Annotated in this window: 11 protein-coding genes; 1 reads left to right on the top strand and 10 read right to left on the bottom strand. The window is 59.5% G+C overall.

Annotated elements, in window-relative coordinates; all coding sequences use genetic code 11:
• Positions 1 to 4 precede the first annotated feature (4 nt).
• The 6 genes from ACVIYL_RS10970 to ACVIYL_RS10995 all read right to left on the bottom strand — a co-directional run bounded on the left by ACVIYL_RS10970 (position 5) and on the right by ACVIYL_RS10995 (position 8,101).
• On the bottom strand, positions 5 to 1,447 hold the full coding sequence (locus ACVIYL_RS10970; RefSeq protein WP_253605200.1) for a hypothetical protein: 1,443 nt from the start codon (positions 1,445 to 1,447) through the stop codon (positions 5 to 7).
• 369 nt (positions 1,448 to 1,816) lie between these two features.
• On the bottom strand, positions 1,817 to 3,031 hold the full coding sequence (locus ACVIYL_RS10975; protein WP_456778517.1) for a glycoside hydrolase family 5 protein: 1,215 nt from the start codon (positions 3,029 to 3,031) through the stop codon (positions 1,817 to 1,819).
• A 64-nt stretch (positions 3,032 to 3,095) separates the two neighbouring features.
• Positions 3,096 to 4,445, bottom strand: a complete 1,350-nt coding sequence (locus ACVIYL_RS10980; protein WP_456778518.1) for an O-antigen ligase family protein — start codon at positions 4,443 to 4,445, stop codon at positions 3,096 to 3,098.
• A 93-nt stretch (positions 4,446 to 4,538) separates the two neighbouring features.
• The gene (locus ACVIYL_RS10985) at positions 4,539 to 5,720 is read right to left on the bottom strand and encodes a glycosyltransferase family 4 protein (protein ID WP_456778519.1); all 1,182 of its coding nucleotides are present in this window, start codon (positions 5,718 to 5,720) and stop codon (positions 4,539 to 4,541) included.
• Between the two features lie 17 nt (positions 5,721 to 5,737).
• Positions 5,738 to 6,871, bottom strand: coding sequence for a radical SAM protein (locus tag ACVIYL_RS10990; RefSeq protein ID WP_225162373.1), 1,134 nt, complete (start codon positions 6,869 to 6,871; stop codon positions 5,738 to 5,740).
• A gap of 9 nt (positions 6,872 to 6,880) precedes the next feature.
• Positions 6,881 to 8,101 carry a glycosyltransferase family 4 protein gene (locus ACVIYL_RS10995; protein WP_168857663.1) on the bottom strand — a complete coding sequence of 407 codons (1,221 nt, stop codon included), beginning with the start codon at positions 8,099 to 8,101 and terminating at the stop codon, positions 6,881 to 6,883.
• Between the two features lie 335 nt (positions 8,102 to 8,436).
• On the opposite strand from ACVIYL_RS10995, the gene ACVIYL_RS11000 reads away from it, so the two are divergent.
• Positions 8,437 to 9,450: a polysaccharide deacetylase family protein gene (locus ACVIYL_RS11000; RefSeq protein WP_456778520.1), complete on the top strand. Its 1,014-nt coding sequence runs from the start codon at positions 8,437 to 8,439 to the stop codon at positions 9,448 to 9,450.
• Positions 9,451 to 9,564: 114 nt separating this feature from the next.
• Here ACVIYL_RS11000 and ACVIYL_RS11005 read toward each other — a convergent pair whose 3' ends face one another.
• From ACVIYL_RS11005 to ACVIYL_RS11020, 4 genes are all read right to left on the bottom strand, one after another.
• Positions 9,565 to 10,572 (bottom strand): FkbM family methyltransferase, encoded by a 1,008-nt coding sequence (locus ACVIYL_RS11005; RefSeq protein ID WP_456778521.1) that lies wholly within the window; start codon positions 10,570 to 10,572, stop codon positions 9,565 to 9,567.
• 17 nt (positions 10,573 to 10,589) lie between these two features.
• On the bottom strand, positions 10,590 to 12,014 hold the full coding sequence (locus ACVIYL_RS11010; RefSeq protein WP_456778522.1) for an oligosaccharide flippase family protein: 1,425 nt from the start codon (positions 12,012 to 12,014) through the stop codon (positions 10,590 to 10,592).
• Positions 12,015 to 12,405: 391 nt separating this feature from the next.
• A complete protein-coding gene (locus tag ACVIYL_RS11015) occupies positions 12,406 to 13,578 on the bottom strand; it encodes a GumC family protein (RefSeq protein ID WP_456778523.1) in 1,173 nt (390 codons plus the stop codon).
• 121 nt (positions 13,579 to 13,699) lie between these two features.
• Complete coding sequence (locus ACVIYL_RS11020) at positions 13,700 to 15,199, bottom strand: undecaprenyl-phosphate glucose phosphotransferase (RefSeq protein ID WP_456778524.1); 1,500 nt, start codon at positions 15,197 to 15,199, stop codon at positions 13,700 to 13,702.
• Positions 15,200 to 15,204: the final 5 nt, after the last annotated feature.

Below are 15,204 nucleotides of genomic sequence, written 5' to 3' on the forward strand. Positions count from 1 at the left end.
CGGATCAACCTTGAGGTTTGCTCAAGAACGAGTTGTGCGTCCAGCCGGTCCCATTCGACATCGCCGCCACGATCTGACCAGCGTCGACCCGACCGGTGCTACCGGCCAGATACTGGTTCAGCAGCGCAAAGCCCTGGCTTGCCTGGGACGCTCGCGCGCCTTGATCGGCCCAACCGGTCGTCTGCGATGCTGTGTTCGCCAGGGTGCTGGTGTCGCCCATCTGCTGCTGCAACTGCGCAAAGCCGTGGTTTGCCCAGCTCCCTGCGTTTCCGCCAGTCCAGCTGGACGGCCGGGGATCCGTCACGCGGATCGTCTGCGGATCCGACGACATCACAGCGCCGGTGGTCGGATCCATAGCGCTCGCGGTCAGCGTGAGGTTCGCGACCGGATGAGCATTGCCCTTGTAGTACGATGTCAGCGTCAGTCCGCTGTCGACCTGCGCGGACGTCAGGGTGATGTTGTTGCCCCTGAGCGTCGTGCCGTCGCCGGTCGTGATCGTCTCGTATCGCGGCAATCCCATGATACTAAGGGTGAGGTTATCGTTGGGGTCGGTCGTTGTAACGGTCGTCCCCAGGTCGACCTGACCGCCTCTGCCGGCCACCCAGAGCGACTTGTCCGCGACGTCGAGCACCGGTGCGGTCACGCTTGGAGTCGTGGGGGTTGTCGGCGTCGTGGGGTCGGTCGGCGTCGTCGGCTGCGCCGGTATCGTGGGATCGGTCGGCGTCGTCGGCGTCGTCGGTGTCGTGGGCGTCGTCGGCGAAGAGGTGCCCTTCAGCGGAGGCGGAAGATCGGCCTGCAACTGCGCAGTAGTCATCGAGGTGAAGTAAAGGGTCTTGTAGTTCGTCGTCAGTGCGACCCAATCGCTCATCCCGGCACCGGGATTGTTGGAGAAACCGTCGACATATGCGGCCGTCGAGTTCGACCACCAATCGGCTCCCAGATCGGCAACGAGATGCTCGTTCGGATCAGTGGTCCTCATATCGGCCTGGACATAGACGCCATCGACCGTTCCGGCAGAATAGGTGCCGCGCGAGCCCGGCCAGAAATGGTCGTTGTATCCGCTGAGGGGCGCAGCGCCCATCGCACTGCCGTCCGCCTGCCTTGTCACGCTCCAGGCAGAGTTCGTGTTTCCGGAAAAGTCAGCGAGAAACTGAGATCCGGCGATCGGGTCCGTCGCCTGATCTTGCACGAGAGACCAGCCGCCAGTTTTCAGATGCACCCACGTCTGGAAGTTCGCGATCTGGACGTTGGCCGGATTAGAATCGTTGCTTGCCCCGGATTGGGGATAGACCTGTCCCCACCCTGTGACGGCGGTGAAATTGGAGGGCGGGGTGCTACCTGTATGGCCGGTGCTCCCGCCGTACCAGGAATAGCTTGTGGGAACGCCAAGCGGAAACCCTTCGCTGTTGCCAGGCGTGTTTTGATAGGTGACATCGGTCAGCGCCACTTTTGTTCTCCATTGCAGACCAGATTTAAGGACGTGAAATTCCGCTGCCGCGCATCAGGGATGTGCGACATATTGCATGCTCGCAACTTCAGTAGTCGCGAACAGATTCCAAAGAATTGCAGCCTCGAACCGCGAGGAGATTTCAAGCAGTGGGTTTCTTGGAAGTTGGCCCCCCCGACTGCTGAGCCGGTTGGTTAATAATCAAAAATGGCAAAAAAACTTTCAAAGTGTGATTTATACACACGTATACCTGACCGGCATTTACTTCACACGGACGATTTTCCGCTGACATTTGCCGCGGTGGTCGGTTTCACGCCATATTTGATTTCTGCAAGGTCGCGTCGGCTTCGCTTGGCTCAGCCTACGGTCTCATGGCTTGCGCAGACCGAGCGCTGCCAAGAGCTCTGGGATAAATGCACCGTTGTCGCTGGTGATGCGAAACGACTCATCAAGGTCGTGAACGCACCAGCCAAATCCGTTGTCCTCGACGGCTTGACGCACCGACTGCAACCACATCGCCCGATCCGATAACGCGGCACCGGTGCGACCGGCGAAGTCGCCAAAACATCCGAACTCACCGCACATGATGCGCTTGCGATCGACCTTGTTCTGGTCGGACCAAGCGGCGACCTCGCCCACTCTGCGACGGATGAACTCGATATCCTGAGGGACATTGAAATATTGATCGGCGCCGCTCATCAGCTGCTGGACAAGGTACTCCTTTCGCAACACGGAGGTTTGCTCATCCGATTTCAACAGACCTATCGCCCGCTCGATCGCCCGAGCGCGGTCGCCGGGTTGCGGGGGAAACTGGAGGCGATGCAAATACTTGCTATAGGATAGATTGACGCCCTGAAGAGTGAATATGAACGGCTCGTAGTAGTGAAAAACGAATATCGTATTCGCGTCGAAGGCCTTTACGTCGATCGAGAGCAGACCATCGATGCTCGCGTAATTCATTCCTGAAAGTAGCAGCGTGTGTTTCGGAGCGGCTGATCGTACTGCGTCGTAAAGATGTTTGAGCTGTTCCGCCCAAGCCGTCTTGGAGCTGAAATCCGACGGCGGCGGCGGTTCATTGAACAGCTCCAACGCGACCGACTGGGGGTCATATCTCGTCTGCAATGCCGCTGCGATGCTCGTCTCGACTTCGACAAGACGCAGGAAATGCGGGCCTGCGATTCCATCGGTCAACGTCTGAATGTTCCAGTCCTCGTGCTCCGTACTGACGTGAACGTCGAATAGCACCTTCATGCCGGCCTGAAGGACGGCGTCGACCGATCGAAGGACAGTTTCGATGCCTGAGGTCAAATCGGCCTTGGTCTCGACAGCGAGTAGCGGCGCTGGATCGACACAGATGCGCAGGAAGTCGACTCCGCTGGCAGCAATTCTTTCGAGTCGCTGTTTCGGCATCCAGCTGTCCCAGCCCCTGCGGATGTTCCAGGGCTCACCTTTCTGCCAATGCGCGAAAGGCTGCTGGATGTTTATGCCGCGCAGGCGGTCGTGCGACGACGTGAACGCGACGTCCGACTGGCGATCAAGGGACGGCGCGGCGGTTGGCTGTCCGAAGACCGGCGATCGCGTCACGCCGTACGCAGCGGCGCACGCGGCGGCCCGAAGTGCGTGACGCCGGCTCAATCCAGGTCGAGATCTAGGTGGAACGCCGTTCTTCCGCGACTGCAAGGTTACGTTCTCCAAATGCTGCGCCGGCCGGCGAACCGGCAGTCATCAAAAGCTGGCGGAAGGACCATCCGGGGTTTCGCGCGGTGACCGCTTCCGGCTGAGACAGGACGATGAAAACGGTGACGATCAAATGCGAGAACGCCACTGTTTCCCGGTTAAAGCTTTGATCGAGCAATGCAACCAGCGTCACGCCGACAAAGATGGCAACCCAGAAGTGCAGAATTCCGGCTTCCGCTGATTTCTTTCCGAATGTGTTGATGATCCGTCGCCGATCGGACATTGCAGCCAGCGGAAGGCTGAACCAAAACGCGGCAAAGGAGATCAGGCCTACCATGCCCGTATCGAAGAATATCTCCACGAACTGATTGTGTGCCTGCAGAAGGAACGGACTGTAGATCGGGGTTTGACCGGGGCCATATCCGATCCATGCTCGTTCCAACCCAAGCGTGGACAGATAGTACCAGTGGTGAATGCGCCAATGGACCGAGGTCACTGCGGTTTGCCAGTCCCACACCACATATTCGCCGTTCATGATGTAGTCCGGAACGGTTTTCAGGTCCGAAAACAGCTCTCCAAATGGAGACAGCCATAGGAGGATCGCGAATGCTGCCGCGAACGCGGGAAGGAGGCCGGGCCTCTGGATGAAAAGGTATACGCTGAGGGCCACCCCGAGCAGCGCGACGCCGGTCCTTGAAGCAGAAAGGACCAGGGCAACAACAAACAGCAAGTACACCGCGAGGTGAAAGTGCTGAATGGGAAGGCGCATTTTCCGTCGCGACAGCTCGCAAACGAAAAAGGTCAGCACGATCTCCAGGCTGTAGGGTACGGGGTGCGAAGAAAGACCCGCCACTCGTTCAAACTTGTCGTATTGCGTGACGAGCTCTGCATGACCGGTCAGGTATTGACCGAGCCCCACCGCGGAAATGATGAACAACAGCCACATATAAACACGATGGAGGCGCGGGCAAAAATCCGGATGACGATAAAAGGCAGCAAGTAGTGTGACGAACATGATCAGGTGCACGTACCTGAACATCTCGTACAAGGCGGCATACTGGTTGACGATCTTGCCGGCTCCGAAGCCATTGGTGACAAAAGACAGGATGCAAGCGGCAACAAAGACGGACATGGCTATCAAGAGCACGAACAGTCTTTTATGTATCCTGACATGTCGCGCATGCCAGGCGGCCACAACACCGATCCCGATGACGGTGAGCGACAGGATCATGGAAAAGCTCGTCCCGGACAGACGGTCGAGGCCGTTGGAGATCGATCGAAAGAACGTATAGATGAGGAAATACAGCAAAAGCATATTCATCTTGAACGTCGCTTTGGTTCGATCGGTTTGAGGCGATACCTCAATTGCGGGACGGGAATCGCGCGTTGGCCGATGCGCCGCGTGCGCAGCTCGCTAGGCGGTGCTGGGCGGCGCCGTCCGGGACCGCGCATGAGGACCGCCTCGACGAGGTTCAATCGCCCTGCGATAGCATCCGAGAGTGCGCTCTGCGATCGAGCGCCAGTCTTCCCGTTCGGCCAACCAGTTGCGTGTCTTCTCGCGCAACTCCAACGGCCACGGACTGTGTGCAAACGATGCCAGGCGATCCGCGAGCCCTGATACATCTCCCACATGAAAATAGTGCGCGTCATTCAATCCGATCTCCAGGTGAGCGGGAATGTCACTGGCCACCACGGGCAAACCGAAGCTCAGAGCTTCCAGCAGCGCGATCGGCAAGCCTTCGTGCGAGGATGGCAGAACGAAAATGCCTGCGTGGGCGTATAGCTCCCGCAGTGCGAGGCCGCACTGGAAGCCCGCCATGATGACCCCAGCAGTCGCCCCAGCGCGTGCCGCAAGCATCTCGGTATAGGCGTCTGGATGCTCGGAGGCGCCGACGAACACGAGCTTCCATCCGGTGAGCCTGGCATCGGCAAAGGCCTGAATCAGGTCGGTGTGCCGCTTCTCCGGCACCAGCCGGCCCACCATCAACACATATCGTCCCGGCGTAAGCCCAAGCTTGTCCAGCACCGAAGTGCTTTTCGGCACGTCGGGCAAGGTGACGCCGTTTGGAATGAGGTCCGAATTCAGGCCGTACTTTTCCCGCACCAGCTTTCGGATGGTCTGGGAGATGACGATGCGGCCGTCGGAAAATCGCATGCCCCAGGCCTCGCCGGCGCGCAGGGCCATCCTGGCCAATCGGCCCCACTTCTCCCGTTCGTAATCCGGGCCGTGGTGCGTCACCACAACATGCAGTCCCAGCAATCGCGCGAGTGGCGCCATCAGGGCCGGTCCGATGGCCTGGATGTGCAGCACGTCCGGCCGCTGCCATGCAGCGACAAGCACCCCGAGGAACGAATGGACGATTGTCTCAAGACCCGAGGTCTTCGGACACCATACCCGCTGGTAGCGTACACCGTGCCACTCGTCGCCGCGATCAGGCGGCATATAGGAGGAGCGAACGATCACCTCGACATCGCAGCCCAGTTCCTTGAGATGGGGGCACAGGTGCTCCGCGTGAACTTCCACTCCTCCCTGCACATTGGGAAATCCACGCAAGCCAAGCATGATCACCCGCAGTACCAGATGATCCGCACTCACTGCACCCTCCTGTCGAATTAGTTATTGATAAATTCCTTGAGCGGGTATCGGGCGTCGGCCGTGTCTCTCCCGCGCACCAATCGTGCCTTTTGCTTTTCGTTGAGGAATGACGTTCGCTGGACGCGCGGAGTAGGCGCGACGTTGGAATAATCAATGTATTGATCGAAACAGATCGGCCGGCCGAGCTCGACCTTCAGCTTGTTCTTCAGCACCCAGATGAGCGGTCCCATCTTCGGTGCCTGCGGAATCAGCGTTGAGCGCATTGCCGTGCGCGCGGTCGTCACCATCCAGCAGTTCTGTTGGCAAGCGTGAACCTTGGCGACGGAGTTCTTGGCCGTGTCACTGGCCATGATCTCACTCCAGGACTGACGCGCCAAGTTGCCCAGCGGCAGGTCCGACCGCACATTGCAGGCCCACACGTCGGACCAGGGGTCGATGAATGCGAAATCCGTCCCCGCGCTGCAGCGGATCAATCGCGGGTGGCCGAGGATCTTTTCGATCAAGCCCAGATTCAGGTAGGCGCGAAACCAGTTCTTCGGCTTGTTGCTCTTGAGCATCGCAGTGATAAGCCCTTCGACTTGCCGGGCCACCGCGACGCGTTCATAGAAATAATTGTCGTTCTTGTAGAACTGCCACGCGTTGTGCAGCGTCGAGGTCGCAAGTTCGAACCCCATCGAACGCGCCAGTTCATAGGTCCGAACGAGCTGCGCTACATTCTCGTCCTGGATGACGAAGGCGAATCCCAGGTCTTGTCCGCCTGCCTCCTGCAGCATGCGAAGTCCGGCGACCTTCGTGGCGTAGCCGTCCTTCTCGCCGCGGATGCAGTCGCTGGTGGTCGCGTCGCCCTCAAGGCTGAAACGAACCTTGATCTTCGGGTGCTTCTTGACGATGGGCAGGAGACGCTCAGGATGCAGGCCGTTCGAGCTGATCTCTATGATCCGGGCCTTTGGGTGGAGCAGGTCCACCATCTCGGCCAGATCCTTCCGCAGGGTCGGCTCTCCGCCGGAGATATTGAGATTATCGAACCCCGCAGGAAGTTTCGCCAGGGTCTCGAGCGTGACCTCTTCCTTTGGATCGGTCGGATTCTTCCAGATGTAACACATCTGGCATCTCGAGTTGCAACGAAACGTGGAGATTACGGTGAGGTCCATTTGCAATCCTCAATGCGATGAATGCCGCTCGCTCACCAGTGATCGGTAGACGGCCATCAGCTCGGTGTTATGCTTCTCGAGGGAGAAGTCGGCTTCGACGCGACTTCTTCCTGCTGCTCCCATGCCTGCACGGCGTGCGGCGTCGTTCATCAGGCAGTCGACGTGCTGACGAAGCTCGTCCGTATTGCCGGGCTCAAACAAAAGCCCCGTCACTTGATCGTCCACGAGCTCCGGAATGCCGCCGACGCGGGTCGCTATGACCGCCTTGCCATAGGCCATCGCCTCCAGCACCGACATCGGACAGTTCTCGCACCACTCCGAAGGCACAACCACCACGGAAGCCTCGGCGATCGTCTCGTTTAAAGTCTCGCCGGATAGCTGGCCCGCGAAACGCACATTCCGGGTGAATTGCGTCTTCAAACTATCCGCCAGCGGGCCGGAGCCTGCGATGACGAGAGGCCACCGGCAGTCCGCTGCTTCGTGGGCGCGCAACAGCGTCTCCGCACCTTTTCCCGGCGCGAGCCGGCCGCAATAAAGCACGTATCCCTTGTCCCGATCGCTCGCCGAAATGCCGCTGACATCCACGCCGTTGTAGAGCACCTGTACCCGGTCCGCGGCGAACCGAGGCAACACCGACTCCCGCATGAACTGGCTCGGCGCGAGGAAGCGATCCACCTTCTCGTAGCTGCCAAACCAGCGCTGAATGACCGCTTCCATGTAAAGCGTGGCGCTCTGTGCGATCGAGCCGTCAGCGCAACGGTGCATCAGCACGTGATGGAAATCGCCTGAGAGACACGATGAACACAATTGGTCCTCTCGCATGCGGGTGTGCACCGGACACACCGGCTTCGAATCGTGCAGTGTGAGCACGACCGGAATCCCGCGCGACTTGGCGACGCCGACAATCGACGGGGTCAGCTGATGATAGATGTTGTGGCAGTGCATCAGGTCCGGTCGGGTCTCCTCGATCAGAGATGCGAGTTTGCTCACGGCTTCGCGCGAGTGAATCAATGAGAGCGCGCTCTTGATTTTGGCGAGATGGCCGCCGGTCCGGTATTCCTGGCGAGACACGAAGTGATTTGCGTAGCGGGACTCGATGTTCCGCTCGTGCTGCATCGCAAAGTCAATGACGTCTGCCCCGCTGCTCGTCAGGAACATTCTTTCCTGAAGCAGCACTGCCTCTGCGCCACCGTTGTTGAACAGAAACTTATTGGCGAGCAGTACTTTCATTGAGGCCCTCGACACGCGCATCACGAAGGCCGGCATCACCAGTGGCCGGTGCACTCTGTGTCTGACGAAAAGCTACCGTGAAAGCAGTTCGATGCAGGCGGCGCATTCAGAGTGGAGGCGATGAAATCTGGGGTACCCAGTAGTGAGTACCAGCGCCGTGGTTGCCAGAGCGCCGCGGTTTGTCGATAAATGGAGGGGTGTTTCCCATCGGAAACACTGCTGTGTTCACGAGGGCTATTTGAGATGAGCATGGGCAGATCGCGCACGCAATCACATGAGCACCGAAGACGCTTGGTCGGCTTGCGCGCAATCAACCTGTCCGGTGGTGATTTCGCGTGAAGCGACTACTCAGCCGAACGATATTCCATGCGGCAAGTTGGGCGGGACTTGCGCCTGCTTTGCGCATGGCATTTGCCGGCAGGGCCACTATCCTGATGTTCCACGAGATTCAGCCGGATTGGCGCTCGGAGCTGAAGACCGGTGCATCGCCTGATTTCTTTGAATACACCCTGAAGTGGCTACGCCAGCAAGGATGGGAGATTGTCAGTCTCGATGCATGTCTCGAGCGGCTGGCGGTGGATCCTGAACCCCGCCGTTATGCGGTGCTTACCTTCGACGACGGCTACAAGGACAACGTCACGACGGCATTGCCGATCCTTGAGCGAAATAATGCGCCCTTCACCATATATGTTCCAACGGGTGCGGTGAAGCGGACGCTGCAACCGTGGTGGCTGGGCTTGCGCGACCTGTTCCGCTCGAGAGACAGTCTTGCGATCGACGCAATGAACATGCGATTCAGCTGTCGCGATTTTGACGAGAAAGCATCGGCCCTGGAGAAGGTGAGCAACTGGGTCCATGAAGATTACCAACGAGTCGAGATGCTCGCCCCTACGTTCAGCAAGGCCGATCTGTCGCTGGAGGCCTTGAACGACGCCTATTTCATCAACGAGCGGGAGCTTCAGCTCCTGGCACGACACCCCTTGGCTACGATTGGCGGGCATACGGAATCGCATCCAGCGCTCGCGTACCTGAATGCAGCTTCAGCGCGCGCCGAAATGGCGGGTAATCGCACCTATCTGGAGAGACTGCTTCAGCGCCCGGTTCGGCACGTCGCTTTTCCCTACGGCAACTCCAGGGCATGCGGTGATCGAGAACAACATCTCGCGGTGGAGGTCGGTTTTTCGACCGCAGTCACAACCCGGCATGGACAGATATCTGATCGCAAGCTGAATCCTTTTGGGCTCCCCCGCATCGCGGTCGGAGGTCCTTCCGACGGGAGAATTCCGTTCGAGGGGCGAATGAATGGCGTCCAGTCGGCGGTCCAGATGCTGTTCGGTCGCGGCGACTGATATCGTGCATTCCGATCGCGTCGAAGAGTTGAGTGCACGCGAATTCTGGCTCGGGCGCGCGAACTAGGTTGAGCCGCCGGCGATCTCGTGCGCCAGGATCGGCGCCCGACACGATCAGGCCTGACTGGCGATTCCTGATATCCAGCGGTGGAAGCCGGATCCGGGTGGGCAGGTCGCGAAATTGTAGCCGATTTTGGGGTTCACCTTCAGGCGATCCAGTGTGCCGAGGTCACTGACCTTCGTGATTGATCCGTCTGCAGCAAGAGCAAACACCGGAAGTCCAAGTGCCTCGAACACGTACCTCGTGGTCGCGTGGCTGCGATCCTGGCCATGATCTTCGTAGATGATCAGCGTGTCGCGCTTCAAAGCCTGCCGAGCGCCCTTCAGGGACGCAACCTCCTGGCCCTCGACGTCGAGCTTGATGACGAGCCGATCGCTGTCGGTCAGCTGCTGGTCCCTTGCCAACGCATCGATCGTTATCGACATGACCGGTTCGGTGTGCGACGGACGGCTGCTCTGCGACGTTACGATGTGCCGGGCCGAATGAGGTCCGTCGTCGGAGAAGAACAGGCTGCGCCCGTCGTACTCGAACAATGCCCTTCGGCAGATCTCGAAGCGTTGATCATTCGCGTCACGGTTCTGCTCGAGAATTGCAAGCGTCTCCCGTGAAGCCTCGACGGCAATCGCGCGCTTGCGACCCAGCATTTCCGACGTGACGAGAACGGACCAGTATCCGATGTTTGCACCGCAATCGAAGAACGTATAGTCGGTATCCTTCAGCCGCAGCAGAAGCGTCGCTATGTCCGGCTCGTAGGTCATGCCGGGCTGGCCGATGAAGAACGCATTCCAGTAGACGTCGTTCAGCTCGAAGTACAAGCGGCTGCCGTCGGTGAAATGGACGCAAGACAGCTGGGAATGCAGAAGCGGCTTGACCGCCCGCATGGCAAGTCCCATACCGCGCCCGGTACTCCGCGCAACAACGGTGTGCAGAAGCCTCACCAGCCCCATGGAAAGCCGGCTTCCTGACACCTCGTAATCGAATGTAGACCGGCCCATCAGGTACCGCCTCCCGCGCGTAAATCCAATTGCAGCAGTCGCGTCCTCGGATGACAGCGAACGCATTCAACTATCTCCCCAATTCATGTACGTGTGTCCCGACTGCCGCGAGCAGGCTGCAGGTCAAGAATGGTGCCGCTGGCTTCTGGCCGTATTGCCTCGCTACGCGGTTCGGATACTCCTCGGCTCGTTGCGCGCCTAACCAACGCGCGGAGCGCCGTGGTGGCGGTGATATCGATCCCTTCTGCCGAATAAATGTAGGCCGCAGTCCACGCCCTGGTCGCGATGCCCGCGCAGGAGCCGGCAACCGCTGCTCCTATCGTCCCGAAGGCCCAAGTCGCGCCGACCATGGCCAGGATCCCCGACACCCAAGTGATCACCACGATGTGCATCGCGGCGCGCTGATGGCCTGTCATATTCAGGGCGATGGGGCCGATCCCGAAATATGTCGACACCAGCATGCCGGTTGCCAGGACCATCAGGACGCCGTAGGCGCGGGTGAAAGTCGCTCCGAACGCCATCAGCGCGAGGTCGCCGCCAAGCGCCAACGTCGCAACGCAGCCGAGGACAGCGACAAACGCAGCCAATGACGCTCCCGACGTGACGCGCGTGATTTCCGCATGACGATTCTCATCGAACAGACGTGCGATGAGGGGCGCCGCGGGAATACAAAAGGTCGCCAGGAAGAAATCGAGAAGGAGCGCGATCCGGCTGGCAGCGTAGTAATATCCTCCGGCTTCCGGGCCGACCATGACCGAGATGACGACGAGGTCGACCGTGCCGCCCATGATGCTCGTGACGCTGGTTACCCAGAACGGTCCCGAAGTGGAAACGATGTCGCGAAGCCGGTCATTCGATCGCCCCACCGCCATGGTGAATACCTTACACCCCTCCGCGAGATGCCGCAGGTAGATGTTCTGGGCGGCGATCAACACGATCAGGATTCCAGTCGCAATCAGCAGAACGTCTTCAGCCGGCAGCGGATGGCCAGACGTCGCGAAGAGAACGGCGCCCAACAATATGATGAGAAATCTCCACAGTACATCCTTCGACACGAGTGCGAGATTGACCGAGCCGAGCGCGCGCCCCAGCGAGCTCTGCATTTCGATCAAGGACAACGGCAATATCAGGAGCACGCTCGTGGCATATTGCCAGCCTCCGAATATTCCGTCGCGGCCGTGAGCGGCGACGAACGGAAGGAGGGCGAGTACGGCCACGGCAACGCTGCCCAGACATGCCACGCGAACCCGCTTCGCGACAATCGAGCCGATCTCCGGGTAGTCTTTCCGGGCGGCGATGCTTGGTATTTCCCGCAACACGCGAAATTGCTGACCGATGAGGCCGACCGTGGAGGCTACGAGCGCGAACGTCATCAACGACATGAGCGCACCGTATTCCTCTATGTTCATCATCCGCGCAAAACTTACGCCGAAGAGGAGGGAGACGACGGCGCCCGAGCATCGGTATGCCAAGGCCAGCCATGACTGCCGGAAGACATTGCTGAACATGGTCGCCGGTCCGCCGGACGGTCGAGTAAAGCTCGTCATTGCTCAAGCCAACGTTGGTGGACGCCACGCGGCGCCCAGTAATTGTGATCGAGCTCTTGCCCGGAATTCCCGGTTCGGCGCACCTCGTGGGCGGAGGAGCGGACTGCGCGGAGGCTGAGCGTTCAAATGTTACACATTGTCAAATCGGCACATTGTCGCAGGGTCGAATATAACCCCACGGCTGCGGAGAGCGTCCGGCCCTTCTGGATTACCCACTCCGGTGGGCCGTAACGAGAAACATGCTGCCTTCGTCGCGATGAAGGCGGTTCGCCGACGAGCATTGTTCGACGGGTGATGTACGGGGCGTTTCAATCGAGCTTGCGGTATCGCGATCGGGAGCCAATTCATGCGACTATAAGTCAGGATTGGCCTCCTTGTAGGTGTGTTGTTTCTCGACCTTGAACGAACCATCGAAATGGGGCTTCACGCCGTTCGCCTTGAGTCCCTGGACGACTGCAGTTCCTCCGGATGCGGTGGCTGCAGACCTGCGCGCGTGCGCGCGTTCCCGGTCCGACCTGTCGCGCAGCAATCCTATTCCTATCCCCAGAAGCATGCCGCCGAGGATCGCTGATCCAAGTATCAAACGGGCGTTCGGCGAACTGGCCGTGTAGGGATGAGACACTCCGGTGAGCAGACGAGCCTCGAACACCGGCGCGGATTGCTGTTGCATGGCGTCCATGTAACGCAACATCCGGAGGAAATTGTCATACGTTCGGGTGGCGGCGTCAGCCGTGGCTTCCAGTTCGCGGAGTTCGTCTTGCGCCGTTCCGGTCGACTGCGACGAGGGTGGACCTGCCTCGGCGGTGTTCGCAGGAGCCGCGATGCCATTCCTGGCCCTGTTGTAATCCGCTACGGCCTTTTTGGCAGTCGACGCCTGGTTGCTCAATTCGTTGACACGTTCCTTGACCCATTTCTCGTTTTGCAGGCCCCATTTGTATTTCGCGTCCATTTGCGTCGTGATGTAGGTCTCTACGACGGTGTCCAGGACCTGCGCGGCCCGATCGGGGTCGGCGGAGCTGAAGGCGAGATCGACTATGTAGGTGAGACCGGCGCGCTTCACCGAGAGCTTGCGCGCGAATGCTTCCATCGCATCACGCGTGACGACGTCCGTGTCCTGCCTGCTCCAGCCGAGCAACCGGGATGTCGACCGACTGAGGTGGTGCAGGGCGCCGCCGGAGAATTCCCGGTCTCCCGCCAAACCGAGCTTCGCGATCGCTGCGCGAGCGACGCTCTCCGACTTCAAGATTGCGACCTGACTTTCGACGGCCGTCGTTGCCGACGCCGTGTCGTTGGAAGAAGTCGTCTTGGCGTCGACGATGAGTTGCGCGGTTGCCGTAAACGTCGGAACTGCGACAACGAGATAGAGCAAGCCGGCGCCAAACATCAAGAAACACGTCAGCAGTATGATCGAGAGACGGCGGCGCAAGAAGGCGAGACCCTCCGCCACGAATTCGGCCGGCGAACCAAATTCAGGCGGCATCGTGTCCTGAGGTGCCGAATTGTCAGTTCTGTGAGTTTGCAGCATTGTCTCGAACCTGCAGTTACTGGTGGCCTACCGAAGCCTCCGCCGATCAAACGGGAACGGGATCGACTGCAATGCCCTTGCGATCTTGCTGTACGGACTGCATGCAGCAATCGTCATCGCGCTAGAAGGCATTCCAATAGACCTTTCTGGAGAAGAGGGTCATGACGATGATCTTGAGATCGAGAAGGAATGACCAATTGTCGATGTAATAGAGGTCATGCTCGACACGACGTTGCATCTTCTCCAGGGTGTCGGTTTCGCCACGATAGCCGTTGACCTGTGCCCAGCCGGTAATGCCGGGCTTGACGTTGTGGCGGCGGGAGAATGACGAAATCATCCGGGCGAAGCTCTCGTTCTGCGAGGTCGCGTGCGGACGAGGCCCGACGAGTGACATATCGCCGACCAGCACGTTGAAGAGCTGTGGAAGCTCATCGATATTGGTGTGGCGCATGAAGCGTCCCAACCGGGTCACACGTGGATCGTGTCTGGTCACCTGCTTGAAATTGTCGCCGTCCTCCGTCACGGTCATCGATCTGAATTTCAACACGCGAATAGTCTCGTTGTTGTAGCCGTGCCGCGTCTGACGAAATAGCACCGGCCCGGGGGAATCGAGCTTGATTGCGATTGGAATGATGACGAAGAGGGGACTGATGATGACAAGTCCGGCAATTGCGGCCGCGATGTCGAAGGCTCGTTTGATCGCCCGGTGGAACGGCGTCAGGGGAGACTGGAAGATGCGCATCGTCACCATGTTGCCGAATTGCGTGATGCGCGACACGGCCATGAGGTCGATTGCACCGACCGGGACGACGTGAACGTCGACCGGGAGCTCTGACAGGGCGCCGGCGAGCGCGAGGGCCGCCCGAACATCCGACTCCGAAGTCAGAATGACAATGTCATCCGCTCGCAGGGGCCGGCACTCTGCGATCAGTTCGCGGACATGGGATAGCACTTCGACCGCCCCGAAATGCTCCGATGCCGAAGAGCCCTTGCGAAAGGTCGGCAACTCGAACGAGCGAATGGTCCGGATTCCGGTGGCGCTTGCTCGTGCGGAAAAATCCAGGCAGTGGCTCGGTTCACCTATGAGGATGACGCGCCTGGCGTCGATCAGTCCGGATGCGATGGCAGGTTGCAGCAACGAGAAGCATACTGCCCGCGCGAAGAGCACCATGACGATAACGCTTGCCGCCTGGGCCATCACGGTCGCGCGCGAGTAGCCGTCCGAGATCTTGAGAAGAAATATCGTTGAGATGAAGAAGGAGAATACGAAGAAGACGGCGCTGACGCCGCTCCATAGGAAGATGTGGCGGGGCTGCGTCTGGATCCGCGAATACTGCCGGAGCCCAACGGATACGAGCAGTTGCAACGTGGCAATCAGAAGAGATTCCAGGATGTATTTGGGAGTGTCCGGATAGTCGAGCGCAAGGACCAGCCGATAATAGAGGACGGCAGCGGCAAAAGCCCCAACGGCTACGAGGAGGAACTCGGCGCCTGCCGCCAGTACCAGCAAGGCGGCCAATCTGCTCTTGCCAAGGTCAGCCGCAATTGCCTTGCGGCCAGCGACCGAATGCGCCGAACGCTCGGTAGGGGCCGGCGCATTGGTGAAAAACGCATAACTCACCGGTT

This window comes from Bradyrhizobium sp. USDA 3315 (genome assembly GCF_054056795.1).